This window comes from Acidovorax sp. sif1233 (assembly GCF_019218755.1).
Classification (GTDB): Bacteria; Pseudomonadota; Gammaproteobacteria; order Burkholderiales; family Burkholderiaceae_C; genus Acidovorax.
In genome coordinates, this window is record NZ_JAHUWZ010000001.1 from 173,618 (window position 1) to 199,283 (window position 25,666).

The following is a 25,666-nucleotide window of genomic DNA, read 5'->3' on the forward strand; positions in this document are numbered from 1 at the left end:
AGAGCCCCTGTCCTGCATGTCCGAACTTTCTCCCCTTCCAGAGCCCGCCAGTACCGACGACGCGGGTGACACGCCGGCCGCGCGCAAGCGGCCCAAGCCGGGCGAGCGCCGCGTGCAGATCCTGCAGGCGCTGGCGGCCATGCTGGAGCAGCCGGGCGCGGAGCGCATCACCACCGCCGCGCTGGCGGCGCGCCTGTCGGTGAGCGAGGCGGCGCTGTACCGCCACTTCGCGAGCAAGGCGCAGATGTTCGAGGGGCTGATCGACTTCATCGAGCAGTCCGTGTTCACCCTCGTGCAGCAGATCACCGGCCGCGAGGTGCCCGACCCCGCCCAGCCGCCCGACGTGGGCCAGCGGCAGGCGGCGCGCATCGTGGCCGTGCTGCTGCAGTTTGGCGAGCGCAACCCCGGCATGGTGCGGGTGATGGTGGGCGACGCCCTGGTGTTCGAGCACGAGCGCCTGCAGCAGCGCATGAACCAGTTCTTTGACCGCATCGAGTCCACCCTGCGCCAGTGCCTGCGCCCGGCCGCGGCGGGCTCCGCGACGCCCACGGTCGATGCCCAGGTGGCGGCCAGCGTGCTCACGGCGTTTGCGGTGGGGCGCCTGCAGCGCTATGCGCGCTCGGGTTTCAAGCGCCCGCCTTCCGAGCACCTGGAAGCCAGCCTCGCGCTGATCCTCTAGCACCGCCCCGCTGGCGGTGCCGCCGGCGGGGCCCCGGCACGCTGGAGAGCGGGCCCGCCAGGCGGTGGCGCCGCCGCAACGGGTGATTTGGGGGCCGCTCCCTATTTTTTCCCGGGGTTTTGGCCGGTCGCCGAATTTGCTGCAGAATAGAACGAACGTTCGTTTTTATTTGCCAGCATGTCCGCCACCTCTTCATCCAGCCAGGTCACCCGCATCCCGCGCGCCCGCAGCGGTACCGGCCGCGCCCTGCAAAAGGGCCAGCAAACCAAGGCGGCCATTGTCGAGGCGGCGCTGGGCCTGGCCACGCACATCGGGCTGGAAGGCTTGTCCATCGGGGCGCTGGCCGATGTCACGGGCATGAGCAAGTCGGGCGTGTTCGCCCACTTCGGCTCGCGCGAAGAGCTGCAGATCTCCGTCATCCGCGAATACCACACCCGCTTCGAGCAGGAGGTGTTCTACCCCGCGATGTCCGCGCCGCGCGGCGTGGCGCGCCTGTCGGCCATGTTCGACAACTGGATGAAGCGCACCTCCATCGAAATCGACTCGGGCTGCATCTACATCAGCGGCGCGGTCGAGTTCGACGACCGCACCGGCCCCGTGCGCGACGCGCTGGCCAGCTCGGTGCTGACATGGCACGCCGCCATGCGCCGCGCCATCGAGCAGTGCAAGGGCCTCGCAGAGCTGCGCGCGGACACCAATGCCGAGCAGATGCTGTTCGAGATCCACGGCCTCATCCTCGCGCTGCATTACGAAGCGCGCTTCCTGCAAACCCCCGGCTCCATGGGCCGGGCCGTGCAGGGCTTTCACAACATCCTGGCGCGCTACAGCGCCGACACGCCGGCCGCCGCCGCGCCAGCCACCCCTGCTGCCGCCAAGCGCCGCAAAGTTTCCAACCAAACCACCACCTCCAAGGAGTAAACCCATGCCTACCTACACGCCGCCCCTGCGCGACATGCAATTCGTCATGCACGAAGTGCTCAAGGTCAGCGATGAATTCAAGGCAATGCCGCCCCACGCCGAGGTGGATGTGGACACCATCAATGCCGTGCTGGAAGAAGCCGGCAAGTTCGCCGCCGAAGTGACCTTCCCGCTCAACATCAGCGGCGATACCGAAGGCTGCGTGCTGGACAAGGCCACGCACGAAGTCAAGCCCCCGTCGGGCTTCAAGGACGCCTACGCCAAGTACGTCGAAGGCGGCTGGGCGGCGCTGTCGTGCGACCCCGCTTACGGCGGCCAGGGCCTGCCCTTCGTGCTGAACCAGTGCCTGTACGAGATGATGAACTCGGCCAACCAGGCGTGGACCATGTACCCCGGCCTGTCGCACGGCGCGTACGAAGCCCTGCACGCCCACGGCACCGACGAGCAAAAGAAGATCTACCTGCCCAAGCTCACCAGCGGCGAGTGGACCGGCACCATGTGCCTGACCGAACCCCATTGCGGCACCGACCTGGGCCTGTTGCGCACCAAGGCCGAACCGCAGGCCGACGGCACCTACAAGATCACCGGCAACAAGATCTTCATCAGCGCCGGCGAGCACGACATGACCGCCAACATCGTGCACCTGGTGCTGGCCCGCCTGCCCGATGCGCCCAAGGGCAGCAAGGGCATCAGCCTCTTCGTCGTGCCCAAGTTCAACGTGAAGGCCGACGGCTCGCTGGGCGAGCGCAACCCCATCTACTGCACGGGCCTGGAGCACAAGATGGGCATCCACGGCAACGCCACCGCGCAGATCGCAATCGATGGCGCCATCGGCACCCTGGTGGGCCAGCCCAACAAGGGCCTGGCCGCCATGTTCGTGATGATGAACGCTGCCCGCCTGGGCGTGGGCAACCAGTCGCTGGGCCTGACCGAAGTGGCTTACCAGAACGCACTGGCCTACGCCAAGGACCGCATCCAGATGCGCAGCCTGTCGGGCGTGAAGGCCAAGGACAAGGATGCCGACCCCATCATCGTGCACCCCGACGTGCGCAAGATGCTGCTCACCGCCAAGGCGTACGCCGAAGGGGGCCGCGCGCTGCAGATCTTCTGCACGCTGCTGCTGGACAAGGTGCACAGCCACCCCGATGAAAAGGTGCGTGCCGAATCCGAAGAGATGGTGGCGCTGCTCACCCCCATCGTGAAGGCCTTCATCACCGACAACGGCCACATCAGCACCAACGCCTGCATGCAGGTCTTCGGCGGCCACGGCTTCATCAAGGAATGGGGCATGGAGCAGTACGTGCGCGACAACCGCATCAACATGATCTACGAAGGCACGAACACCGTGCAGTCGCTGGACCTGCTGGGCCGCAAGATCCTGGGCAACAACGGCGCCACGCTCAAGAAGCTGGGCAAGCTGATCGGCAAGCTGGTGGAAGAAGAAGGCGTGAACGAGAAGATGGCCGAGTTCATCAACCCCGTCGCGATGCTGGGTGACCAGATGACCAAGTTCACCACCGAAATCGGCTTCAAGGGCATGCAAAACCCCGACGAAGTGGGCGCCGCCGCCGTGGACTACCTGCGCGTGGCCGGCCACCTGGTGTTTGGCTACCTGTTCGCCCGCATGGCCCAGGTCGCGCTGCGCGAGATCGCCGCCGGCAACACCGACCCGTTCTACGGCGCCAAGCTGCAGACCGCGCGTTTCTACTTCGCCAAGCTGTTCCCTGAAACGGCGACGCTGATGCGCACGGCCCGTGCCGGCAGCAAGGTGCTGATGGACACCGATCTGGCCCTGGCCTGATCGGTGCATGGTGCGGATTTCAAGCCTTTTTGCCACGGAGCGCTTATGTACAAAGCGGTAGCAGCTATTGTTTTGGTAGCGGGTGCGTTGCCGGCCTGGGCGCAGATGACGCCTGAAGGCCTGTGGCGCAACATCGACGACAAGACCGGCGAGGCCAAGGCGGAGATCCGCATCCGCGACATCGGCGGCGGCGTGCTGCACGGAGCGCTGGAAAAGCGCCTGTCCAAGGACGCCAAGCCCGACGATGTCTGCGACGAATGCTCGGACGACCGCAAGGGCAAGCCCCTCCTGGGGCTGGAGATCATCCGTGGCGCCAAGAAGGCCGAGGGCAAGGAAGTGTGGGAAGGCGGCAAGATCCTCGACCCCGAGAACGGCCGCAACTACACCCTGCGCATGGCCCCCATCGACGGCGGCAAGAAACTCGAAGTGCGGGGCTCCATCGGCCCCTTCGGCCGCTCGCAGACCTGGATCCGCGTCCAGTAAACCCAACGCCCGTGGCCTGCCTGCCCGTCTGCCTGCGCCGTGCCCGGCGCGCGGCAGCGCCAGGCCACCAACAAGGAACCAACCCATGTCCCGATTTCAAGTGAAGAAAGTCGCCGTGCTCGGCGCAGGCGTGATGGGCGCGCAGATTGCCGCCCACCTCGTCAACGTGAAGGTGCCCGTGGTGCTGTTCGACCTGCCCGCCAAGGAAGGCCCGAAGAACGGCATCGTCACCAAGGCCGTCGAAGGCCTCAAGAAGCTCAAGCCCTCGCCCCTGGGCGTGGCCGACGACGCGGCGCTGATCCAGCAGGCCAACTACGAAGAGCACATGCACCTGCTCAAGGAATGCGACCTCGTGATCGAGGCCATTGCCGAGCGCATGGACTGGAAGCTCGACCTCTACACCAAGATCGCGCCCCACGTGGCCAAGCACGCCATCCTGGCGTCCAACACCTCGGGCCTGTCGATCACCAAGCTCTCCGAAGTGCTGCCCGAGAGCATCAAGCCGCGTTTCTGCGGCATCCACTTCTTCAACCCACCGCGCTACATGACGCTGGTGGAGCTGATCAACACCCCCACCACCCAGCCTGAAGTGCTCGACCAGCTTGAAGCCTTCGTCACCAGCGGCCTGGGCAAGGGCGTGGTGCGCGCGCACGACACCCCCAACTTCGTCGCCAACCGCGTGGGCATCGCCGGCATGCTGGCCACCATGAAGGAGGTCGAGAACTTCGGCCTCACCTATGACGTGGTGGACGACCTCACGGGCAAGAAGCTCGGCCGCGCATCGAGCGGCACCTTCCGCACCGCCGACGTGGTGGGCCTGGACACCATGGCCCATGTGATCAAGACGCTGCAGGACAACCTGAGCATCGAGACCGACCCCTTCTACGAAAGCTTTGGCACGCCCGCGGTGCTGAAGAAACTGCTGGAGCTGGGCAACCTGGGCCAGAAGGCCAAGGCCGGTTTCTTCAAGAAGGTCGGCCGCGACGTGATGCGCTTCGAGCTGGACAGCGAAGAGTACGTGCCCGCCGGCCAGAAGGCCGACGAGGTGTACGCTCGCATGCTCAAGAAGCCCGCCGCCGAACGCCTGCGCCTGCTGCGCAACGCCGAAGGCGCGCCCGGCCAGTTCCTCTGGGCCATCCTGCGCAACGGCTTTCACTACGCCGCCGTGCACCTGGGCACCATCGCCGACAACGCGCGCGACGTGGACCAAGCCATGCGCTGGGGCTTCGGCATGAAGCAGGGCCCCTTCGAGCTGTGGCAGGAAGCCGGCTGGCTCGACGTGGCGAAGATGATCCAGGAAGACATCGACGCGGGTAAAGCGCTGTGCAAGGCACCGCTGCCCGAGTGGGTCTTCAAGGGCCCCGTGGCCGAAGCCGGTGGCGTGCACACCGCGCAAGGCTCGTGGAGCGCATCGCAGAACAAGTTCGTGCCCCGCCGCCAGCTGCCGGTGTACGAGCGCCAGATTTTCCCCGAGTCGCTGCTGGGCGAGACCAACCTGCCCGACTGGCGCACCGCCGGCACGACCATTGCAGAGTCCAAAGCCCTGCGCACGTGGACGCTGGATGGCCAGGTACTCATCGCCAGCATCAAGAACAAGATGCACGCCATCAGCCCCGAAGTGATGGAAGGCTTGATGGAAGCGTTGGAGCTGGCCGAGGCCGAGTACCAGGGCATGGTCATCTGGTCCGGCGACGCCCCGTTCAGCGTGGGTGCGGACCTGGAAGCCACCATGCCGGCCTTCATGGTCGGCGGCGCCGATGCGGTCGAAAGCATCGAGCAGGAACTGCAGAACCTGATGCTGCGCATCCGCTACGCGCAGGTGCCCGTCGTCGCGGCCATCCACGGCATGGCGCTGGGCGGCGGCTGCGAGCTGGCCGTGTATTCCGCCAAGCGCGTGGCCCACATGGAAAGCTACATCGGCCTGGTGGAAGTCGGCGTGGGCCTGGTGCCCGGCGCGGGCGGCCTGACCTACATCGCGCGCCGCGCGGCCGAGAACATGGCGGCCTCTACTGGCAAGGACATCCTGCCCTTCCTGACCGAGGGCTTCACCGCCGCCGCGATGGCCAAGGTGGGCACCAGCGCGCTCGAATCGCGCAAGCTCGGCTTCCTGCTGGAGTCCGACATCATCGTGCCCCACAAGGACGAGCTGCTGTTCGTGGCCATCAACGAAGCCAAGTCCATGGCCGCCAGTGGCTGGCGCGCGCCGCACAAGCGCCTGTTCCCCGTGGCGGGCCGCAGCGGCCTGGCCACCATCAAGGCGCAGCTCGTGAACATGCGCGACGGCGGCTTCATCAGCGCCTACGACTTCAAGGTCAGCACCATGATCGCCGAGGTGGTCTGTGGCGGCGACGTGGACGCCGGCGCGCTGGTGAGCGAGGAATATTTGCTCACGCTGGAGCGCAAGGTGTTCTGCCACCTGATCGCACAGCCCAAGACGCACGAGCGCATCCTGGGCATGCTCTCGACAGGCAAGCCTGTTCGCAACTGACCGCCATCGCCATGACGGACCACGCCCCCAACAAACTCCAGCGCTCGCTGATGCGCCTGGACGAGGCACCCGCCTTCCTGCGCGGCTTCGTGCAGAACATCATCCTGCGCCGGGCCGTGCCTTTCACCGGCACGGCCGGGGTGAAGTTCGTGTCGCTCACGCCCGAGCGTGTGGAAGTGCGCCTGCCCAATGAGCACCGCGTGCAGAACCACATCGGCGGCGTGCACGCCTCGGCCATGAACCTGTTGGCCGAGACGGCCACCGGCATGGTGGTGGGCATGAACGTGCGCGATGACTGCATACCGCTGGCCAAGGAGCTGTCCATGGCGTTCAAGAAGCGCGCCACGGGTGGCTTGAAGGCCGTGGCCACGCTGACCGCCGAGCAGCGCGCCGCCATGTTGGCCAGCGACAAGGGCGAGGTGCAGGTCACCGTCACCGTGACCGACGAAGCCGGCGTGGAGCCGGTCGAATGTGTATTTACGTGGGCCTGGATTCCTTCCAGCCGCCCCGCCAAGCATTGAAGGAGTTTCAACACCATGGCTCAAAAACAAGTCCAGGACGCCTACATCGTTGCCGCCACGCGCACCCCCATCGGGCGCTCGGGCCGCGGCTATTTCAAGAACACCCGCCCCGATGACCTGCTGGTCGCCGCCATCAAGAGCGCCATGCTGCAGGTCCCCACGCTGGACCCCAAGGCGATCGAGGACGCCATCATCGGCTGCTCCTTCCCTGAAGGCGAGCAGGGCATGAACATGGCCCGCATCGCCGTGGGCCTGGCGTTCGACCACCCCGTGGGCGGCGTGACCGTGAACCGCTTCTGCGCATCGGGCATCACCGCGCTGCAGATGGCGGCCGACCGCATCCGCGTGGGCGAGGCCGACGTGCTGATCGCCGGTGGCGCCGAGTCCATGAGCCTCGTGCCCATGGGCGGCAACAAGCCATCATTCAACGCAGAAATTTTTGCGCGTGACGAGAACGTGGGCATCGCCTACGGCATGGGCCTCACGGCCGAGAAAGTCGCGCAGCAGTGGAAGATCAGCCGCGAGGCGCAGGATGCCTTCGCACTGGAATCGCACCTGCGCGCCATCAAGGCGCAGAAGGCCGGTGAGTTCAGCGACGAAATCACGCCCTTCGAGGTCGTGGAGCGTTCGCCCAACCTCGCTACCGGCGAAGTGGTGGAAAAGCGCCGCACCGTGAGCCTGGACGAGGGCCCCCGCCCCGATACCTCGCTCGAAGGACTGGCCAAGCTCAAGCCCGTGTTCGCTGCGCGCGGCAGCGTCACGGCGGGCAACAGCTCGCAGACCAGCGACGGCGCCGGTGCGCTGATCGTGGCCAGCGAAAAGGCCGTGAAGCAATTCGGCCTCACGCCCCTGGCGCGTTTTGTGAGCTACGCCGCCCGCGGCGTGCCGCCGGAGATCATGGGCATCGGCCCCATCGAGGCGATTCCTGCAGCCCTGCGTTATGCGGGCTTGAAGAGTGACGACATTGGCTGGTACGAGTTGAACGAAGCGTTTGCGGCCCAGTCGCTGGCGGTGATCAATACGCTGGGCCTGAACCCTGCGAACGTGAACCCGATGGGCGGTGCCATTGCGCTGGGCCACCCGCTGGGCGCCACCGGTGCCATCCGCGCCGCCACCGTGGTGCACGCACTGCGTCGCCACAAGCTGAAGTACGGCATGGTCACGATGTGCGTGGGCACAGGCCAAGGCGCCGCTGGAATTATTGAAGCGCTGTGAGTTAGCTGGCTACTGCGCGGGTCATCTGCGTCGTTGGGCGGTGCTCGGAATCCTCACGTACTTCAAGTACGTTCCGGTTCCTGTGCTCCGTCCGCCTAGCAGCTGATCCCGCTCGCTACGCCCTGGAGGGTGGGGTGTGAAGGCGGGGGAACGGGCGGGGTAAGGCTTGATCGCTCCCACTCAAACCGTTCGGGCTGAGCCTGTCGAAGCCAGGGTTCTGCCCTCAGCGATAGTTTTCTTTTCAAGCCGGCGCAGATCGGTTTCGAACCAAGGAGACAGACATGGACAAGCAAACTTTGCAGGTCAACGGGGCAGTGTCATTGGCGCTGCGTGTCTACCAACCCGAGGGCGCTCCGCGCGCCAGTGTCGTGATCGGCGGCGCGATGGGGGTGCGGCAGTCGTTCTACGAGGCCTTTGCGCTGTGGATGGCGCAGCAAGGGTTTCGGGTCACCACGTTCGACTACCGGGGCCATGGCGATTCGTTGCAGGGCGCCATGCGCGATGTGAAGGCGGATCTGTTCGACTGGGCGCAGGACTACGAGGCGGTGATCACAGCCGCCAAGGCCGCGCTGCCGTCGCAGCCGCTGTACTTGCTGGGCCACAGCCTGGGGGCGCAGTTGCCGGGCCTGTTGAAAAAGCCCGAGCAGGTGGATGGCTTGCTGAGCGTGGCCGCGGGCAGCGGCTACTGGCGCGACAACGCGCCGCAGCTCAAGCGCATCGTTCCGTATTTCTGGTGGGTGCTGGTGCCGCTGGCCACGCGGCTGTGCGGGTACTTTCCGGGGCGCACGCTCAAGAAGGTGGGCGACCTGCCTGCGGGCGTGATCCTGCAGTGGCGCCGCTGGTGCCTGCACCCGGCCTACAGCGTGGGGGCCGAGGGGCCTGCCGTGGCGCAGAGCTACGGCGCGGTGCGTTTTCCGGTGCTGGCCTTGTCGATGGCCGACGACGAGCTGATGACCTTGCGGGGCACGCACAACCTGGTGAATCTGTACGCCAACACCGAGCGCCGCGTGGAGAGCATCACGCCGGCCGATCTGCAGGTGCGCCGCATCGGGCACTTCGGTTTCTTTCGCGACCAGTTTCGCCAGAGCCTGTGGCCGCGCGCGGCGGCTGCGCTGGCCGCCCTGGGTGGCGGCGTGCACCACGGCGAAGTCTCCGGTACGACGGCCTGAGCGGTCGTTTCGCGGCACACTCGCAGCATGACTTCCTCTTCATCCACTTCTTCGTCCTCCGCAGCCCACCCGCTGGACGAGGCGCTGCAACTGACGGCCTCGTCCGCTCCGACCGGCCAGTACGAAGGGCAAACCCACCCCGGCTACTGGAACATGGTGGGCCCGTTTGGTGGCATCACCGCCGCCACGCTGCTACAGGCCATCCTGCAGCACCCTGACCGGCTCGGCGAACCGTTGTCGCTCACCGTCAACTACGCGGGCGCACTGACAGCCGGTGCGTTCACCGTGCAGGCAACGCCCGTGCGCACCAACCGCTCCACCCAGCACTGGACCTTGTCGATCCTGCAGGCTGGTGCCGACGGCGCCCCGGTGGTCACCACCACCGCCACGGCCGTGACGGCGGTGCGCCGCGAGACCTGGAGCGTGGGCGATGTGCCCATGCCCGAGGTGCCTCCCCCCGCGGAGCACAAGGCCATCGTCGCGCCCAAGGGGGCGGTGGAATGGCTCAGCCGCTATGAGATGCGCCCCATCGCGGGTTTCATCCCGCGCACCTGGGACGGCAGCGGCGACCACAGCCTTACGCAGCTGTGGATGCGCGACGCGCCGCCGCGCCCGCTCGACTTCACCTCGCTGGCGGCACTGGCCGACGTGTTCTTCCCCCGCGTGTGGCTGCGCCGTGCGCGCCAGGTGCCTGCGGGCACGGTGTCCATCACCGTGTACTTCCATGCCACGGCAGAGCAGTTGCAGGCCACGGGCTCCGGCTACCTGCTCGGCCAGGCGCGCGGGCAGGAGTTTCGCAACGGTTTCTTCGACCAGACCGTGCAGCTGTGGAACGAGGCTGGCACCATGCTGGCCACGAGCCACCAGATCGTCTACTACAAGGAATAGGAAGTCGGCCTGTTGCTCTGCACCGTGCATTCCTCCCGTCCTCATCCATCCGACCCCGGAACCTTCACCACCATGACCGACGCCACCCAAGACATCCTCGTCCACACCGAAGCCGGTGTGGCCACCATCACCTTCAACCGTGTGGACAAGAAGAACTCCATCACCACCACCATGTATGCCGCCATGGCCGATGCCCTGGCCGCTGCCGAGGCCGATGCCAGCGTGCGCGTGGTGGTGTTCCAGGGCGACGTGGCGATCTTCAGCGCGGGCAATGACATCGGCGACTTTTTGAAGCAGCCGCCCGCCACGCAGGATTCGCCCGTGTTCCGCTTCCTGCACGGCATCGCGGCCTTTCCCAAGCCCATCATCGCCTCGGTGTGTGGCCCCGCCGTGGGCATCGGCACGACCATGCTGTTCCATTGCGACCTGGTCTATGCGGGCGACAACGCGGCGTTCTCCATGCCCTTCGTGAACCTGGGGCTGTGCCCCGAGGCCGCATCGAGCCTGCTGGTGCCGCAGATGCTGGGCTATCACCGCGCGGCCGAGGCGCTGCTGCTGGGCGAGCCCTTCATGGCCGAGGCCGCCCTGGAAGTGGGCCTGGTCAACCGCGTGGTGCCGCCGACCGAGTGCAATGGCGTGGCGCAGGCGCAGGCGCGCAAGCTGGCGGCCAAGCCGCTGTCGGCGCTGATCGAGACCAAGCGGCTGATGAAGGGGGGGCAGACGGGGAAGGTGCTGGCGGTGATGGCGGAAGAGGGCGCGAGCTTTGGTCGCATGCTGCGCGAGCCGGCAGCGCGGGAAGCGTTCTCGGCGTTTATGGAAAAGAGAAAGCCAGATTTCAGCAAGAGCTGAAATCTGGCCGCCGCGATAGCGGTGCAGACCGCGTAGCGGGCTGAACGATCTTTTGCCAAAAGCGCCGGCTGGATTTCGGCGCACTCTGGGCCCCCGGTTCTTGGTCATTTTGGCTGCTAGCGCTTTTCTATCAAGCGCTAGCAGCTATTGTTTTTATAGTCATCGAGTTTCTGCCTACCGTTCGGGCTGAGCCCATCGATGCCAGGGCGTGCTGGTTTGAAAAGCATGCTTGGTTTGAGGGCAGAGGCCGGGAGTCGCCCGGCATGCGAGTAACTTTCTTTCGCGTCGCCGAAAGAAAGTCACCAAAGAAAGGGCGCCCCCCAGTCTGCGACCCCTTCGCAGTGCGAAGGGGCCACCTGCGTCGGTGCGGTTGCGGGGTGCGCCGTGGAACTCGCTTTGCGCTGGCGCGCGCCACTCGGACAACCACGGCGAGTCAGAGCACGAGGCATGGGCGCTGCGACGCCCATGCTCACCCCGCAACCGCCCCGCCGCAGGCGCAGCCAGCAGGGGGTGGACCGCCGAACATCCAGACAGCCGAATAGCCACACGGGCCTTTGCTTCGCTCGGCCCCATCTCGCGGGCGCAAGCGCCACGCGCCACGCGCTGCGCAGGCTGGGCCGAGCGCGGCGACGGCCCGAATGGATGTCCGGCTGCGGGTTCCCTTCTGGATGCGCCTGGGGCGCACAGCGAGTTCTGCGGTGCACCCCGTGACCGAGCACCCCAGTTTGCCCCGTAGCGCAGCGAAGGGGTCGCAGACAGCAGGGTCGCCTTCTCCTTGGTGACTTTCTCTTGGCGACCCAAGAGAAAGTTACTGCGCCGCCGGGCGCACACCCCGGCCTCCGCCCTTCGTTCAGGCACGCTGCATACTATAAAAACAATAGCTTCTAGCGCTTGATGGATAAGCGCTAAAGGCAAAAAAACACCCAAAATCCCGCCAGGCAAAACAACCCGCAATCACAGCACCTATTTTTACCAAGCACTTGCTTGCTAAAAATAAACAGTTTTGCTATCGTGCCTGCATGGACTCACCCGTGCCGCGCGCCCGCGCCATCACCCCCCCGCAAAAGAAAACCCCGGCCCGCCCCCGTGGCAAGGCCGCAGCGTCCCTCGTCGCCAACCCCATCCCCACAGAAACCACGGCAGCCGAAGACCCCCCACGCCGCCCCCGCGGCCGCCCGCGCAAGACCGCCGAAGAACTCGACGATGGCAACCGCCGCCGCAAGCTCATGGACGGCGCCGCCAAACTGTTCCGCACGCAGGGCTTCGCGGCCACCAGCACGCGCGATATTGCCGCCGCCGCAGGCATGCACAGCGGCTCGCCCTTCTACCACTTCGAAAGCAAAAGCGCGCTGCTTTACGCCGTGATGAGCGAGGGCATGACCATGGCCACGCAGAGCCAGCAGCAGGCGCTGGAGGCCCTGCCTGCTGGCGCAGCGCCACGCGCGCAGCTGCGCACGCTGATCCGCCACCACTTCGAGATCCTGCTCGGCCCGCGCAGCAGCTTCATCCCGGTGATGCTCTACGAATGGCGCTCGCTCACGCCCGCGCAGCGCAAGGGCATTGCGCGCATCAAGGACAGCTACGAGGCCGCGTGGATGCCCGCGCTTGATGCCCTCGCGCAGCAGGGCGCGCTGCAGGCAAATCCTGGCGTGGCGCGGCTGTTCATCTTTGGCGCGCTCAACTGGGCCGTGCAGTGGTTCTCGCCCAAGAAGGGCAAGTCGCTCGATGCGCTGACCGACGAGGCCCTGGCCCTTTTCATCCGCGCATAAACAAAAAAATACAAAAAAGGCTGGACCACCATGGCCCCCACGGTTCCGAGTGTTTATCAGTCTGTGTTTGCCCCGGGCCTGTTCGCCGGCCAGGTGGTCGTCGTCACGGGCGGCGGCTCGGGCATCGGCCGCTGCACCGCGCACGAGCTGGCGCGCCTGGGCGCGCAGGTGGTGCTGGTGGGCCGCAAGCCAGAGAAGCTGCAGGCCGTAGCCGATGAGATCGCCGTGGATGGCGGCGCAGCGTCCTGGCACGCGTGCGACATCCGTTCCGAAGACGCGGTGGTGGTGCTGGTGCAGCAGGTGCTGGCCGCGCACGGGCGCATCGATGGACTGGTGAACAACGCGGGCGGGCAGTTCATGTCGCCGCTCGAATCCATCAGCGCCAGGGGCTGGGAGGCGGTGCTGCACACCAACCTCACCGGCGGCTTCCTGGTGGCGCGCGAGTGCTACCGGCAGTGGATGGCGTCGAACGGCGGCTCAGTAGTCAACATCGTGGCCGACATGTGGGGCTCCATGCCCGGCATGGGGCACAGCGGCGCGGCGCGCGCGGGCATGGTCAGCTTCACCGAAACCGCCGCGCTCGAATGGGCCTGCAGCGGCGTGCGCGTGAATGCCGTCGCGCCGGGCTACATCGCATCGAGCGGCATGGACAACTACCCGCCCGCCGCCGCGCACACGCTGCGCGCCATGCCGCAGACCGTGCCGCTGGGCCGCTTCGGCAACGAGGCCGAGGTGTCGGCGGCCATCGTCTTCCTGCTCAGCCCGGCCGCCAGCTTCATCAGCGGCAGCACGCTGCGCGTGGATGGCGCGCGGCCGCAGGTGCGCCTGGGTTGGCCGCTGCGCGTGCCCGATGCCGCCACGCAGCAGCGCGCCGCCGTGAAGCCCTACGGGGGCTTTCACCGCGCACAGGTGCCGCGGGTGTTTGCGGCGTCTGCCGAGCAGGCTTCCAGTGCGTCCAAGGACTCTGAATGACCTCCGCCTTTGCTTCGCGCTTTCACTCCGGCGCACCCGATGCGCAACAGCGCCGCGCTGCCCTGGCCGCGCGCCTCGATGCCCTGCGCGCATTGGAAGAGCGTGCCGCCGCCGCCTCGGCCCGGTCGCTCCCCCAGTTCGACAAACGCGGCCAGCTGCTGCCGCGCCAGCGCGTGGCGCTGCTGCTGGATGCGGGCGCGCCCTGGCTGCCGCTGTGCACCCTGGCGGGCTACCTGCAGGATGTGAAGGACCCGGCAAAGTCCGTGCCCGGCGGCGGGATGATCGCCGGCATCGGGTTGGTCAGCGGCGTGCGCTGCATGGTGGTGGCCAGCGACTCCGGCATCGAGGCGGGGGCCATCCAGCCCATGGGCCTGGAAAAGATTCTGCGCGTGCAGGAGATCGCGCTGCGCGAGCGCCTGCCCTTCGTGCACCTGGTCGAGAGTGCGGGCGCCAACCTCATGCGCTACCGGGTCGAAGGCTTCGTGCACGGCGGCACACTGTTCCGCAACCTCGCGCGGCTGTCGGCGGCGGGCATTCCGGTGATCACCGTGCAGCACGGCTCGGGCACGGCGGGCGGGGCCTACATGCCGGGGCTGTCGGACGTGGTCATCATGGTGCAGGGCCGCTCGCGCGCCTTTCTGGCCGGGCCGCCGCTGCTCATGGCTGCGACGGGCGAGATCGCGACGGAAGAAGAACTGGGCGGCGCCGAGATGCACACCGCCGTCTCGGGCCTGGGCGAATACCTGGCGCTGGACGACCGCGAGGCCATCGGCATGGCGCGCGACGTGATCGCGCAGACCGGCTGGGCCGCGCTGCCGCGCGCCACAGCACCTGCGCCCACACTGCCGGCCGACGACCTGCTGGCGCTGATGCCCGCCGACCTGCGCCAGCCCGTGGACATGCGCGAGGTCATCGCACGGCTGGTGGATGGGTCTGAGCTGCTCGAGTTCAAGGCGCGCTACGGCATGGCCACCCTGTGCGCCCAGGGCCGCATTGGCGGCCACGCCGTGGGCTTCATCAGCAACAACGGCCCCATCGACGTGGCGGGTGCGAACAAGGCCACGCACTTCATCCAGTGGATGTGCCAGCTGGGCCACCCCATCATCTACCTGCAGAACACTACCGGCTACATGGTGGGCAAGGACAGCGAGCAGGGCGGCATGATCAAGCACGGCAGCAAGATGATCCAGGCCGTGACCAACGCCACCGTGCCTCAGATCACCATCCAGTGCGGCGCCAGCTTTGGCGCGGGCAACTACGGCATGTGCGGGCGCGGCTATGCGCCGCGCTTCCTGTTCAGCTGGCCCGGGGCCAAGACGGCCGTGATGGGCGGCGAGCAGGCCGCGCGCACCATGCAGATCGTGACCGAGGCGGCACTGGCGCGCAAAGGCATCACGCCCGACCCCGCCGAATCGCAGGCCCAGTTCGACAAGATCGTCGCCATGTTCGAGGCCCAGGCCGATGCGTTCTACACCAGCGGCCTGCTGCTGGACGACGGCGTGATCGACCCGCGCGACACGCGGGCTGTGCTGGCGTTTTGCCTGGACACCTGCGCCGAGGCACAGGCCCGCACGTTGCGGCCCCTGAGCTTTGGCGTGGCGCGGATGTAAAAGCCACGCCAAAGCGCGCAATCACCACGATGGCCGAGCCTCTCAAACACCTGCTCAACGACACCGTGCCGCCGCGCATTGCGGCCATGGTGCGGCGTGCGTGGCGGTCCTTCGACTCCAAGGCCTTCCTAGGGCAGATCGAGCCCGGCTATGAATCGCTGGAGCTGATGGCACGCGGCCAGCGCATCGCGCAGTCCCTGCAGGCGCACCTGCCGCAAGACGTGCCACGCGCGCTGGGTGTGTTGGTCGATTCGATGGACCCACCCATGGGCCTCGATGCCGCTGGCGAACCCGACGCGGGTGACCGGCCCTACAGCGCCTTCCTGTACCTGCCGCACAGCATCTACATCGGCACACACGGCCTGCCGCATTTCGAGGCGGCCATGGCCGCGCAGCACGCGCTGACCCAGCGCTTTACCGCCGAGTTCTGCATCCGCCCCTACCTGCTGCACCACCAGGGCGCCACGCTCGCGCGGCTGCGGAACTGGGCGCAGGACGGCAACGCCCATGTGCGCCGCCTGGTGAGCGAAGGCACGCGGCCCCGCCTGCCCTGGGCACCGCGCCTGCCCGCGTTCCAGGCCAACCCGCAACTGGCCCTGCCGTTGCTCGATGCGCTCAAGGACGACCCGTCGTCCTATGTGCGCCGCTCGGTGGCCAACCACCTAGGCGACATCGCCAAGGATCACCCCGACCTGGCCGTGGGCACCGCCCGCACCTGGCTGCAGGGCGCATCCGCCCCGCGTGAAGCCCTGGTGCGCCACGGCCTGCGTTTTCTCATCAAGCGTGGCGACGCTGGTGCGCTCGATGCCCTGGGCGTGGGGCATGCCGTGGCGCTGGACGTGCGGGCCGCGCGCGTGCTGCCTGCCAGCGCACGCATCGGAGACAAGGTGCGCATCGAGGCCGAGCTGCACAACCCCACGCCACGGCCCCAGCGCGTGCTGGCCGACCTGAAGGTGCACTACGTCAAGGCCCACGGCGGTGCCGCGCCCAAGGTGTTCAAGCTGCAAACGCTGGACATAGCGCCTGGCGCCACGGTGGCCGTGGGCAAGACGCTGTCGCTGCAGCAGATGACCACGCGCACCCACTACCCCGGCGCGCACCAGGTGGAACTGGTACTCAACGGGCGGCCGCAGCCGCTGGGGCAGTTCCAGTTGTCGTGATCGAGATCCACACAAACAAAACACCGGAGACAAACACCATGCAGTTCACGCACGAGCACCGCGAGATCCAGAAGACCCTCAAGCGCTTCATCGACGAAGAGATCAACCCCCACGTGGACGAGTGGGAGGCGGCCGAGATCTTCCCCGCGCACGAGGTCTTCAAGAAGATGGGCAACCTGGGCCTGCTGGGCCTGTGCAAGCCCGAGGAATACGGCGGGCAGGGCCTGGACTATTCGTACAGCCTGGCCATGGCCGAGACGCTGGGCCACATCCACTGCGGCGGCGTGCCCATGGCCATTGGCGTGCAGACCGACATGTGCACGCCCGCGCTGGCCCGCTACGGCAGCGAAGAACTCAAGCGCAACTTTCTGGCCCCGGCCATCGCGGGCGACATGGTGGGCTGCATCGGCGTGAGCGAGCCTGCGGCGGGCAGCGATGTGTCCGGCATCAAGAGCGTGGCCCGCAAGGACGGCGACGACTACGTGATCACCGGCCAGAAGATGTGGATCACCAACAGCCTGCAGGCCGACTGGATGTGCATGCTGGTCAACACGGGCGAGGGCCCCGTGCACAAGAACAAGAGCCTGGTGATGGTGCCCATGCGCGATGGCCCCGGCGGCAAGCTCACCAAGGGCATCGAGGTGGCGCAAAAGATCCGCAAGATCGGCATGCACAGCAGCGACACCGGCCTGATCTACTTTGACGAGGTGCGTGTGCCGCAGCGCTATCGCATCGGCGCAGAAGGGCAGGGCTTCATCTACCAGATGCAGCAGTTCCAGGAGGAGCGCCTGTGGTGTGCCGCCAGCACGCTCGAATCGCTGAACCACTGCATCCAGTGGACCATCGACTATGCGCAGGAGCGCAAGCTCTTTGGCAGCACGCTGGCCGACCAGCAGTGGGTGCAGTTCAAGCTGGCCGAACTCAAGACCGAGGTCGAGGCCCTGCGCGCGCTCACCTACCGCGCGTGCGACCTGTATGTGAACGGGCAGGACGTGCTGGAGCTGGCCAGCATGGCCAAGCTCAAGGCCGGCCGCCTGAACCGCGAGGTGCCCGACACCTGCCTGCAGTTCTGGGGCGGCATGGGCTACACGCTGGAGAACAAGGTCTCGCGCATGTACCGCGACGGGCGGCTGGCGTCGATTGGCGGCGGTGCGGACGAGGTGATGCTGGGCATCCTCGCCAAGCTCATGGGCATCGCCAAGAGATGAGCAACACCCCCCTGAGCGACTTCGTCGCTTCCCCCCGCTCTCGCATTGCTGCGCAATGCGGGCAGGGGGACGCAGCCCTCGCTGCGGGGCGGCCCTTGCTCGGCTGCCCTGGCACTGGGCCGCGCCAGTTTCGTATGTCGCGCGTGGCGCGCAACACGGTGGAGACCTGACATGCCTTTGCAGATAACCCGCGCGCCGCTGGCCAGCGGCTGTGTGGAAACCTGGACGCTCAACGACCCGGCCAGCCGCAATGCGCTTTCCGAGGCGATGGTTGACGGTTTGATAGCCGCGTGTGAGCGCGCTGCGGCCGATGTCCACCTGCGTGGCGTGGTGCTGCGCGGTGCCGGTGGGCACTTCTGTGCGGGCGGCAGCCTGGGCGGTTTTGCCAACACCATCGGCCAACCTCTGGCTGCGGGCGAGGCTGACCCGCTGGTGCCACTGAACCGTCGCTTCGGCGCGCTGCTGCAGGCCCTGTGCGCGCTGCCGCAGTGGTTCATCGTGGCAGTGGAGGGCGCCGCGATGGGCGGTGGCTTCGGCCTGGTGTGCTGCGCCGACCGCGTGCTGGCCCATTCCAGCGCGCAGTTCGCCACGCCCGAGGTCACGCTGGGCATCGTGCCCGCGCAGATCGCGCCCTTTGTGGTGCGGCGCCTTGGCCCAGCGGCGGCGCGGCGGTGTTTGCTGACGGGCGAGCGCTGGGATGCCGCTACCGCCCAGCGCTTGGGCCTGGTCGATGACCTGGTGGAGGGTGACATGAATGCCGCTTTGCAGGCAGCCATTGCACGCCACGCTGCCGCAGCGCCGCAGGCTGTGGCAGCCACCAAACGTTTGTTGCTGGCTCAGCCCGAAACGCCGTTGCCCGCGCTGCTGGACGACGCGGCCCTGGCTTTTGCGCAAGCGCTGCGTGGGCCTGAGGCGCCGCAAGGGCTGGCGGCATTTGCCGCGCGCAAGGCACCGCCGTGGAGCGCGAAGCTATGAAAAAGATCCTTGTAGCGAACCGATCAGAGATCGCCCGCCGCATCATCCACACCGCCCGCCGCATGGGCATCGAAACGGTCGCGGTCTATTCCGCCCCCGATGCCAACGCCCTGCATGTGCGCGAAGTCACCCAGGCCGTTGCGCTGGGCGGCGCCGCCAGCGCCGACACCTACCTGCGCATCGACAAGCTGCTGGCTGCAGCGCGCGCCACCGGCGCCGATGCCGTGCACCCCGGCTATGGCTTCCTCAGCGAGAACGCTGACTTCGCCCAGGCCGTGGTCGATGCGGGCCTGACCTGGATTGGCCCCTCGCCAGCCGCCATCCGCGCATTGGGCAGCAAGTCAGGGGCCAAGGCCCTGGCCCATGCGCACGGCGTGCCCTGCTTGCCCGGGTACTCCGGCGACGACCAGAGCGACGAACGTTTTGCCGTTGAGGCAGCGCGCATTGGCACGCCCCTCATGGTCAAGGCCGTGGCGGGTGGGGGAGGGCGCGGCATGCGCTTGGTCACCGATCTGGCGCAGTTGCCCGCCGCACTGGTCAGCGCCCGGTCGGAGGCGCTGGCGGGCTTTGGCTGTGGCGACCTGCTGATCGAACGTGCACTGCTGCAGCCGCGCCATGTGGAGGTGCAAATCTTTGCCGACGCCCACGGCGCCTGCATCCACCTGGGCGAGCGCGATTGCTCCGTGCAGCGCCGCCACCAGAAGATCATTGAGGAGTCCCCCAGCCCCGCCGTGAACGCAGCGCTGCGCGAGCGCATGGGCGCCTGCGCCGTGGCGCTGGCGCAGGCTGCCGGGTATGTGGGCGCGGGCACGGTGGAGTTTTTGCTGGATGGGGAAGACTTCTTCTTGATGGAGATGAACACCCGCCTGCAGGTGGAGCACCCGGTGACCGAAGCGCTGACGGGGCTGGACCTGGTGGAATGGCAAATCCGCGTGGCGCGGGGCGAGCCGCTGCCGCTCACGCAAGACCAGGTGCATCTGCAAGGCCACGCCATCGAGGTGCGCCTGTGCGCCGAAGACGCGCACTTTCGCCCCCACACCGGCCGCGTGCTGCAGTTCAGCGCACCACCGGCCACTGCGTTTGAGCGGGCCGCACCCGGCGCGCTGCGTTTTGACCATGCGCTGGAAGAGGGCGCCGAAGTCACCCCCCACTACGACGCCATGCTGGGCAAGCTCATCGTGCACGCGCCCACGCGGGCCGAGGCCATCACCGCGCTGGTTCGTGCGTTGCACAACACCCGCGTGCTGGGCCTGCCCACCAACCGCGCGTTTCTGGCGGCGTGTCTGCAGCACCCCGTGTTTGCCAGTGGGCAGGCGCTGGTTCCGTTCCTGGCGGAGCACGCTGCTGGTCTGCAGGAGTTGCTATTAAATGAAGAGCTATCAGCGCTTGTTCCTCCTGCGCTAGAGGCCATTTTTGCTTCAAATCCGGCATCGGATCTGCCTTGTTCCATGGCCCGGCCTCTGCGCCTGCGCCACCAGGGCCAAGTGCACGCCGTCGTCGTGCGAGAGCTGGGCAGCGGGCGGCTGCAGGTAGAGCACGCCGGCGTTGAGCCCACCAGCTTCACGCTGCAACTGCCCCAGCGTGGCGTGCATTACGTTGCGGTGGGGCCGTTGCGCTGGCACTGGCAAACCGGCGGCGTGGACGGCTGGGTGGAAGACGCATCGTGGGAGTCCGCTGCGCGCGCGGGCGCCGCCGGTGGTGCCACCGAACTGCGCGCCCCCTTCAACGGCAAGGTGGTCGCGCTGCCCGTGGCCGCAGGCCAGGCGCTGGCGGCGGGCGATACGGTGGTGGTCATCGAATCCATGAAGCTTGAACACAGCCTGGCCAGCCCTGCCGCCGCCACGGTGGCCGAGCTGCTGGTGGCCCCCGGCCAGCAGGTGTCGCCCGGCCAGGTGCTGGCCCGCTTTGCACCCGCCACGCAAGGAGCGCCCGCATGACCGCCACGTCCGATGCAAGTTCTGTGAGCGACGAAGACCGCACCGCACTCACCGACACCGTCACCCGCTTCGCCCGCACTGAGATCGCGCCGCATGTGGATGCTTGGGATGCCGCCGGTGAGTTCCCCCGCAGCCTGTACCGCCGCGCGGCCGACCTGGGCCTGCTGGGCCTGGGCTACCCCGAGCCGTACGGCGGCACGCCTGCCAGCTACGCCTTGCGCTTGCCGCTGTGGCGCGCGCTCAGCCGCCACGGCGCCAGCGGCGGTGTGCTGGCCAGCCTGCTGTCGCACAACATCGGCCTGCCGCCGGTACTGGCCCATGGCAGCGACGCTGTGCGTGCCGAGGTCATCCCGCCCGTGCTGGCAGGCGAGCAGATCGCGGCATTGGCGATTACTGAGCCCGGTGGCGGGTCAGACGTAGCCCAGCTACGGATCACCGCGCGGCGCGAGGGCGATGAGTACATCGTCAACGGCGAAAAAGTGTTCATCACCTCCGGCATGCGCGCGGACTGGATCACGGTCGCTGTCAGAACGGGAGAAGCTGGAAGCAAGGGCAGTGGCGGCATATCGATGCTGCTTGTGCCCGGCCACAGCGCAGGCTTGTCGCGCAGCAAGCTCGACAAGATGGGCTGGCTCTGCTCCGACACCGCCCACCTGCGCTTTGACAACGTGCGCGTGCCTGCGCGCTACCTGCTGGGCGAAGAGGGCGCGGGCTTTCGCATCATCATGGCCAACTTCAATGGCGAGCGCTTTGGCCTCGCCGCATCGGCCCTGGGCTTTGCCGAGGCCTGCTACGACGAGGCCCTGGCCTGGGCCCGCCAGCGCAAGACCTTTGGCGCCGCGCTGGTGGAGCACCAGGTCATCCGCCACAAGCTGGTGGACATGCAGATGCGCATCCAGTCCACCGCCGCGTGGTGCGAATCCGTGGCCGCACAGGCTGATGCAGGCCGCACAGGCCCTGAATGGGTCGCAAACGTCTGTCTGCTCAAGAACCACGCCACCCAAACCATGCAGTTCTGCGCCGACCAGGCCGTGCAGATCCTGGGCGGCATGGGCTTCATGCGCGGCACCGTCAGCGAGCGCATCTACCGCGAGGTCAAGGTCATGATGATCGGCGGCGGGGCGGAAGAAATCATGAAAGACCTGGCTGCACGCCAGCTCGGCATTTGAATGAAGGAGACAGGCCCCATGCACAGCACCGACCACGGCAGCAAAGCCATCATCACCTGCGCCATCACCGGCGTGCTGACGGACCCCGGCCAGCACCATGTGCCCGTCACGCCCGAGCAATTGGCGAAAGAAGCCCGCCGCGCCTACGACGCAGGCGCCGCCGTGGTTCACGTGCACTTTCGCAACCAGGAGCCCGGCAAAGGCCACCTGCCCAGCTGGGACCCGCAGGTGGCACGCGACTGCGTGCAAGCCATGCGCGAGGCCTGCCCGGGCTTGATCATCAACCAGACCACCGGCGTGGTCGGCCCCCATTACCAGGGCCCGCTCGACTGCTTGCGTGCCACCCGCCCCGAGATGGCGGCGTGCAACGCCGGCTCGCTCAACTACCTGAAGGTGCGCAGCAACGGCACCTGGGCCTGGCCGCCCATGCTGTTCGACAACCAGCCCGCCAAGGTCAAGGACTTCATCGACGTGATGCTGGAGACCGGCACGCTGCCCGAGTTCGAATGCTTCGACGTGGGCATCGTGCGCTGCGTGGAGATGTATGTGCAGACCGGTATGTACACGCAGGGCCTGCCTGAATACAACTTCGTGATGGGCGTTGAATCCGGCATGCCTGCGGACGCGGACCTGCTGCCCATCTTGCTCAAGCTGAAAATCAAGGACGCCCCCTGGCAAGCCACCGTCATCGGCCGCAGCGAGATCTGGCCCGTGCACCAGCGCGTGGCCGAGCTGGGCGGGCATTTGCGTACAGGGCTGGAGGACACGTTCTATCTGCCGGACGGGACGAAGGCGGATTCGAACGGGCCGTTGATCGAGAAGCTGGCGGAATACGCGCGCAATGCGGGGCGGGAGGTGGCTTCTCCGAAGGAGGCGCGGGGGATGTTGGGGTTGAAGGCAATTGGCGCTGCGACTGCCGGTGCATAAATGTCCTGGCTCATTTTTCGAATAACGTTGTCGAATGTCCTTGTAAATTGATCGATGGTCGATCAATTTACAAGGAAAAGTTTGCGATATATGGGCAGCGCATTCAAGAGTGAAAGCGGGTGCTGATCCCTTAGGCGGGCCAAAAATTCAGCCTTTTTGGCCTCTGGCGCCGGATGGATAAGCGCAAATAGCTATGTTTTGTATAGCAATTAGGCGTGATGGCTAGTGTGCATTTGCAGTCTGCGCCCGTTAAAAAAGAAGCTCAGCTCAACCCAGTTCAGCCAGTAGTTCCGCAATGGCACTCACAGGCACCACCTCCACCCCATCCTTCAGCGGATAGCGCCGCTCCACCGGCGCCACCACCACCGTGCGCGTGGGCTGCAAATCTTCGCGCGCATGCCAGAAGCCCTTGGTCACCGTGGGCGCGGACGAGAACTTCACCTCGATGCACATGGAGCGCTGCCCGGCCTGCACCACGATGTCCATTTCAGCACCGGCTGCCGTGCGATAAAAACCCAGTTGCGCTCCTTCGGGCAGGTGCGCCGCTACCTGCTCCACCACAAACCCCTCCCACGACGCGCCGACGATGGGGTGGCCTTGCAGGTCCGACAAACTGGCGATGTTGAGCAGCGCATGCAGAAGGCCGCTGTCGCGGATGTAGACCTTGGGCGACTTCACCAACCGCTTGCCCACGTTGGGCAAATGCGGCTCCAGCCGACGCACCAGCATCGTGTCCACCAGGGTGTCCAGGTAGCGCGCAGCGGTGGTGTGCGATGCCCCACCCAGCGACTGCCCAAGCTGCGACGCATTGAACAGCTGCCCCTGCAAATGCGCCAGCATGCGCCAGAACCGGTGCAGCGTATCGGCCGCCACACCCACGCCCATCTGCGGCAGGTCGCGCTGCAAAAAGGTCTGAATAAAGTCCTGCCGCCATGCATAGGCCAGCCGGTCGCTCGGCGCCAAGTGCGCCAGCGGAAAGCCGCCCCGGAGCCACAGCTGCTGCAGCTTGCCCAGGTCGTTGGTGGCAGCCACCTCGTTGGCGAGCAGCGGCGTCAGCTCCAGGTAGCCCACGCGCCCGGCCAGCGACTCTGAGCGTTGCCGCAGCATCGCCCCGCTGGCAGACCCCAGCAGCAGAAACCGTCCAGGCCGCCGGTCAGCATCAATCTCTGGGCGCAGGTGGGTGAACAGATCGGGCAGCATCTGCACCTCGTCCATCACCACCAGCCGGTCACGGTGCTGCGCCAGGAAGAGTTCGGGTTCGGCCAACTGCGCTCGGTCGGCGGGGCGCTCCAGGTCAAGGAACAGCGCGCCGGGGTGCAGCGCGGCAATGGCCTTGGCCAACGTGGTCTTGCCTACCTGGCGTGGGCCCAGCAGGACGATGCCGGGGTAGAAGGCGAGGCGTTCATCTAGCAGTGGGCTGAGTTGGCGGGCAATCATCCATGCATTTTGATCGTTGAATGATCAATATGCAATGATGATTGAGTAATCTACCTGCTACAAGGTGCCCGCCCTAGTTGGCCCATGCACTAGTGCGTGGTTGAGCTGGGCGGCCATCTGCGCATCGCTGGTCGGGAGGCAAAGAAGGCGGGGTTCGATTGTTGATGGCCGTGGTTGTTGCTATCTACGCGCGCACCACTATGTGCAATTAGCATCGCGTGCGCTTCGTCAGAGTCTGAGATCAGTATTGGAGTCGAGCACGCACGGTCAGCGGATCAAGCTGGCTACAGGCCAACCATTCGATTCCAGTCATTTACATACATTTCAATGCGTTGGAATTCGGCTGGTAAAAGATATCGGTTATGAGCGATGTAGTTTCTTGCACGCTCCAACTCTTCAAGTCGCTGCTTTAGCCAGTGCTGTGAAGTTATCAAGTCGGAAAAGTCATCCCAACTTGCGATGATGATGTCAGATAGGTGACCAAACTGTACGAAGCTGAGTGGGTCTTTTGTCATTCCTTCTAGCCAAGAATTGTCCACGGCATCTTTCTGTCGTGCCGCTGCGAATTCCTGAACCTTGCGGGGGACTTTTGTCGTCCACCAATGATCCCCATGTCGTTCGCGTAAACGGTCTGTAATGAGCTCACGAACAGAGTTCTCGAAGCAATACAAGAGTGCGTAAAGTCTAGCCATACGCATAGCTTCGCCTCTCACGTCAACACCGAAAGGTGCAAGCGTCTCCTGCTGCAACTCCCTTTCAGTGCGTGAAACATCTGCGCCGACCTGAATCCCTGCAGATCTAAATTTCTCCGCTTCAGATTCAAACATCAGGCCACGGAACAGCCAGTCACGGAGATCCTTTGTTTCAATCATCTAAAAGATGCTCTCGGAGTGATTTGAAAATCGCGTTGTACACCTCAACATCTTTGGTTGCCGGGAGGTGCACTTCGATGTTGTACCTAAGCCCAGAAAACCCCATTGAAGAGAGTCCCGTCGTTCGTTCAGGAGGAGGCGCTGTCGGACTTGGAATCGGTGGGGGTGGCGGTTCTACTTGCTGTGCTTGAGATTTTCCAGCACGAGGAAGATCGGCCATCTTTAGTAGAGCAAAGAAGGTGGCTGACTGCCTTTCGGCAACCAAGTCTGTGGCGTTGTGAGTTGACTTAAACCGTCCAATGATTGCTTGGCGGTCCGCTTCCGTTGGCTGTTCGTTAATGTGAAAGAGGTCTTCGTAAGCCTCTCGCAGAGCCTCTCCCAATACTCGTTTGGACTGAGACTTGTCGCGATAGTGGTGATAGCGCGATGTCGGCGTCCCATCCGCTGCAAGAAATTTGAGATCCTTCAAAACTGGAATGACACCTTGGTCATTGCTGCTAGTGAAACCGATGCCTTTTAGGTGAGCGAGGGTGAACTTTTCTGGCGCCGAGCCTTCAACGATCTTCTGCATGATCGAAGGAAGGTTTTTGTTGCTGACCATATATCTGTTTGAGAGCAC

General features: G+C 66.0%; 22 protein-coding genes. 19 read left to right on the forward strand and 3 right to left on the reverse strand.

Features of this window, described 5'->3' with window-relative positions; translation table 11 throughout:
• Nucleotides 1–16 precede the first annotated feature (16 nt).
• From slmA to KW843_RS00910, 19 genes are all read left to right on the forward strand, one after another.
• On the forward strand, nucleotides 17–679 hold the full coding sequence (gene slmA, locus KW843_RS00820; protein WP_218293206.1) for a nucleoid occlusion factor SlmA: 663 nt from the start codon (nucleotides 17–19) through the stop codon (nucleotides 677–679).
• A gap of 177 nt (nucleotides 680–856) precedes the next feature.
• Entirely contained in the window at nucleotides 857–1,597 is a 741-nt protein-coding gene (locus KW843_RS00825; protein WP_218293207.1) for a TetR/AcrR family transcriptional regulator, read from the forward strand.
• A 4-nt stretch (nucleotides 1,598–1,601) separates the two neighbouring features.
• A complete protein-coding gene (locus KW843_RS00830; RefSeq protein WP_218293208.1) occupies nucleotides 1,602–3,398 on the forward strand; it encodes an acyl-CoA dehydrogenase C-terminal domain-containing protein in 1,797 nt (598 codons plus the stop codon).
• 45 nt (nucleotides 3,399–3,443) lie between these two features.
• Nucleotides 3,444–3,881 carry a DUF2147 domain-containing protein gene (locus KW843_RS00835; protein ID WP_218293209.1) on the forward strand — a complete coding sequence of 146 codons (438 nt, stop codon included), beginning with the start codon at nucleotides 3,444–3,446 and terminating at the stop codon, nucleotides 3,879–3,881.
• Between the two features lie 85 nt (nucleotides 3,882–3,966).
• Nucleotides 3,967–6,369 carry a 3-hydroxyacyl-CoA dehydrogenase/enoyl-CoA hydratase family protein gene (locus tag KW843_RS00840; RefSeq protein ID WP_218293210.1) on the forward strand — a complete coding sequence of 801 codons (2,403 nt, stop codon included), beginning with the start codon at nucleotides 3,967–3,969 and terminating at the stop codon, nucleotides 6,367–6,369.
• A gap of 11 nt (nucleotides 6,370–6,380) precedes the next feature.
• Complete coding sequence (locus KW843_RS00845) at nucleotides 6,381–6,890, forward strand: DUF4442 domain-containing protein (RefSeq protein ID WP_218293211.1); 510 nt, start codon at nucleotides 6,381–6,383, stop codon at nucleotides 6,888–6,890.
• A gap of 15 nt (nucleotides 6,891–6,905) precedes the next feature.
• Nucleotides 6,906–8,105 (forward strand): acetyl-CoA C-acyltransferase, encoded by a 1,200-nt coding sequence (locus tag KW843_RS00850; RefSeq protein WP_218293212.1) that lies wholly within the window; start codon nucleotides 6,906–6,908, stop codon nucleotides 8,103–8,105.
• A gap of 281 nt (nucleotides 8,106–8,386) precedes the next feature.
• Entirely contained in the window at nucleotides 8,387–9,274 is an 888-nt protein-coding gene (locus tag KW843_RS00855) for an alpha/beta fold hydrolase (protein WP_218293213.1), read from the forward strand.
• A gap of 27 nt (nucleotides 9,275–9,301) precedes the next feature.
• On the forward strand, nucleotides 9,302–10,162 hold the full coding sequence (locus KW843_RS00860) for an acyl-CoA thioesterase II (RefSeq protein WP_218293214.1): 861 nt from the start codon (nucleotides 9,302–9,304) through the stop codon (nucleotides 10,160–10,162).
• 72 nt (nucleotides 10,163–10,234) lie between these two features.
• Entirely contained in the window at nucleotides 10,235–11,011 is a 777-nt protein-coding gene (locus KW843_RS00865; RefSeq protein WP_218293215.1) for an enoyl-CoA hydratase, read from the forward strand.
• 1,019 nt (nucleotides 11,012–12,030) lie between these two features.
• Complete coding sequence (locus tag KW843_RS00870; protein WP_218293216.1) at nucleotides 12,031–12,780, forward strand: TetR/AcrR family transcriptional regulator; 750 nt, start codon at nucleotides 12,031–12,033, stop codon at nucleotides 12,778–12,780.
• 30 nt (nucleotides 12,781–12,810) lie between these two features.
• Nucleotides 12,811–13,752 carry an SDR family oxidoreductase gene (locus tag KW843_RS00875; protein WP_218293217.1) on the forward strand — a complete coding sequence of 314 codons (942 nt, stop codon included), beginning with the start codon at nucleotides 12,811–12,813 and terminating at the stop codon, nucleotides 13,750–13,752.
• Nucleotides 13,749–15,362 (forward strand): acyl-CoA carboxylase subunit beta, encoded by a 1,614-nt coding sequence (locus KW843_RS00880; protein WP_218293218.1) that lies wholly within the window; start codon nucleotides 13,749–13,751, stop codon nucleotides 15,360–15,362. The genes KW843_RS00875 and KW843_RS00880 overlap by 4 nt, the downstream gene beginning before the upstream one ends.
• 29 nt (nucleotides 15,363–15,391) lie before the next feature.
• Nucleotides 15,392–16,522, forward strand: coding sequence for a DNA alkylation repair protein (locus KW843_RS00885; protein ID WP_218293219.1), 1,131 nt, complete (start codon nucleotides 15,392–15,394; stop codon nucleotides 16,520–16,522).
• A 38-nt stretch (nucleotides 16,523–16,560) separates the two neighbouring features.
• Nucleotides 16,561–17,730 carry an acyl-CoA dehydrogenase family protein gene (locus tag KW843_RS00890; RefSeq protein WP_218293220.1) on the forward strand — a complete coding sequence of 390 codons (1,170 nt, stop codon included), beginning with the start codon at nucleotides 16,561–16,563 and terminating at the stop codon, nucleotides 17,728–17,730.
• A gap of 171 nt (nucleotides 17,731–17,901) precedes the next feature.
• Entirely contained in the window at nucleotides 17,902–18,705 is an 804-nt protein-coding gene (locus tag KW843_RS00895) for an enoyl-CoA hydratase/isomerase family protein (protein WP_218293221.1), read from the forward strand.
• Entirely contained in the window at nucleotides 18,702–20,642 is a 1,941-nt protein-coding gene (locus KW843_RS00900; protein ID WP_218293222.1) for a biotin carboxylase N-terminal domain-containing protein, read from the forward strand. The genes KW843_RS00895 and KW843_RS00900 overlap by 4 nt, the downstream gene beginning before the upstream one ends.
• On the forward strand, nucleotides 20,639–21,811 hold the full coding sequence (locus KW843_RS00905; RefSeq protein WP_218293223.1) for an acyl-CoA dehydrogenase family protein: 1,173 nt from the start codon (nucleotides 20,639–20,641) through the stop codon (nucleotides 21,809–21,811). Before KW843_RS00900 ends, KW843_RS00905 begins: the two co-directional genes overlap by 4 nt.
• Nucleotides 21,812–21,829: 18 nt before the next feature.
• Nucleotides 21,830–22,738 (forward strand): 3-keto-5-aminohexanoate cleavage protein, encoded by a 909-nt coding sequence (locus KW843_RS00910; protein ID WP_255594480.1) that lies wholly within the window; start codon nucleotides 21,830–21,832, stop codon nucleotides 22,736–22,738.
• 267 nt (nucleotides 22,739–23,005) lie between these two features.
• Here KW843_RS00910 and KW843_RS00915 read toward each other — a convergent pair whose 3' ends face one another.
• From KW843_RS00915 to KW843_RS00925, 3 genes are all read right to left on the reverse strand, one after another.
• The gene (locus KW843_RS00915; protein ID WP_218293225.1) at nucleotides 23,006–24,175 is read right to left on the reverse strand and encodes an ATP-binding protein; all 1,170 of its coding nucleotides are present in this window, start codon (nucleotides 24,173–24,175) and stop codon (nucleotides 23,006–23,008) included.
• A gap of 284 nt (nucleotides 24,176–24,459) precedes the next feature.
• Nucleotides 24,460–25,047: a Swt1 family HEPN domain-containing protein gene (locus KW843_RS00920; RefSeq protein WP_218293226.1), complete on the reverse strand. Its 588-nt coding sequence runs from the start codon at nucleotides 25,045–25,047 to the stop codon at nucleotides 24,460–24,462.
• Complete coding sequence (locus tag KW843_RS00925) at nucleotides 25,040–25,648, reverse strand: DUF5343 domain-containing protein (RefSeq protein WP_255594481.1); 609 nt, start codon at nucleotides 25,646–25,648, stop codon at nucleotides 25,040–25,042. Before KW843_RS00925 ends, KW843_RS00920 begins: the two co-directional genes overlap by 8 nt.
• Nucleotides 25,649–25,666: the final 18 nt, after the last annotated feature.

What these genes read in the sequence shown, in the direction of transcription:
- slmA (WP_218293206.1), top strand. Translation starts at nt 17, where the DNA reads ATGTCCGAACTTTCTCCCCTTCCAGAGCCCGCCAGTACCGACGACGCG.
- KW843_RS00825 (WP_218293207.1), top strand. Translation starts at nt 857, where the DNA reads ATGTCCGCCACCTCTTCATCCAGCCAGGTCACCCGCATCCCGCGCGCC.
- KW843_RS00830 (WP_218293208.1), top strand. Translation starts at nt 1,602, where the DNA reads ATGCCTACCTACACGCCGCCCCTGCGCGACATGCAATTCGTCATGCAC.
- KW843_RS00835 (WP_218293209.1), top strand. Translation starts at nt 3,444, where the DNA reads ATGTACAAAGCGGTAGCAGCTATTGTTTTGGTAGCGGGTGCGTTGCCG.
- KW843_RS00840 (WP_218293210.1), top strand. Translation starts at nt 3,967, where the DNA reads ATGTCCCGATTTCAAGTGAAGAAAGTCGCCGTGCTCGGCGCAGGCGTG.
- KW843_RS00845 (WP_218293211.1), top strand. Translation starts at nt 6,381, where the DNA reads ATGACGGACCACGCCCCCAACAAACTCCAGCGCTCGCTGATGCGCCTG.
- KW843_RS00850 (WP_218293212.1), top strand. Translation starts at nt 6,906, where the DNA reads ATGGCTCAAAAACAAGTCCAGGACGCCTACATCGTTGCCGCCACGCGC.
- KW843_RS00855 (WP_218293213.1), top strand. Translation starts at nt 8,387, where the DNA reads ATGGACAAGCAAACTTTGCAGGTCAACGGGGCAGTGTCATTGGCGCTG.
- KW843_RS00860 (WP_218293214.1), top strand. Translation starts at nt 9,302, where the DNA reads ATGACTTCCTCTTCATCCACTTCTTCGTCCTCCGCAGCCCACCCGCTG.
- KW843_RS00865 (WP_218293215.1), top strand. Translation starts at nt 10,235, where the DNA reads ATGACCGACGCCACCCAAGACATCCTCGTCCACACCGAAGCCGGTGTG.
- KW843_RS00870 (WP_218293216.1), top strand. Translation starts at nt 12,031, where the DNA reads ATGGACTCACCCGTGCCGCGCGCCCGCGCCATCACCCCCCCGCAAAAG.
- KW843_RS00875 (WP_218293217.1), top strand. Translation starts at nt 12,811, where the DNA reads ATGGCCCCCACGGTTCCGAGTGTTTATCAGTCTGTGTTTGCCCCGGGC.
- KW843_RS00880 (WP_218293218.1), top strand. Translation starts at nt 13,749, where the DNA reads ATGACCTCCGCCTTTGCTTCGCGCTTTCACTCCGGCGCACCCGATGCG.
- KW843_RS00885 (WP_218293219.1), top strand. Translation starts at nt 15,392, where the DNA reads ATGGCCGAGCCTCTCAAACACCTGCTCAACGACACCGTGCCGCCGCGC.
- KW843_RS00890 (WP_218293220.1), top strand. Translation starts at nt 16,561, where the DNA reads ATGCAGTTCACGCACGAGCACCGCGAGATCCAGAAGACCCTCAAGCGC.
- KW843_RS00895 (WP_218293221.1), top strand. Translation starts at nt 17,902, where the DNA reads ATGCCTTTGCAGATAACCCGCGCGCCGCTGGCCAGCGGCTGTGTGGAA.
- KW843_RS00900 (WP_218293222.1), top strand. Translation starts at nt 18,702, where the DNA reads ATGAAAAAGATCCTTGTAGCGAACCGATCAGAGATCGCCCGCCGCATC.
- KW843_RS00905 (WP_218293223.1), top strand. Translation starts at nt 20,639, where the DNA reads ATGACCGCCACGTCCGATGCAAGTTCTGTGAGCGACGAAGACCGCACC.
- KW843_RS00910 (WP_255594480.1), top strand. Translation starts at nt 21,830, where the DNA reads ATGCACAGCACCGACCACGGCAGCAAAGCCATCATCACCTGCGCCATC.
- KW843_RS00915 (WP_218293225.1), bottom strand. Translation starts at nt 24,175, where the DNA reads ATGATTGCCCGCCAACTCAGCCCACTGCTAGATGAACGCCTCGCCTTC.
- KW843_RS00920 (WP_218293226.1), bottom strand. Translation starts at nt 25,047, where the DNA reads ATGATTGAAACAAAGGATCTCCGTGACTGGCTGTTCCGTGGCCTGATG.
- KW843_RS00925 (WP_255594481.1), bottom strand. Translation starts at nt 25,648, where the DNA reads ATGGTCAGCAACAAAAACCTTCCTTCGATCATGCAGAAGATCGTTGAA.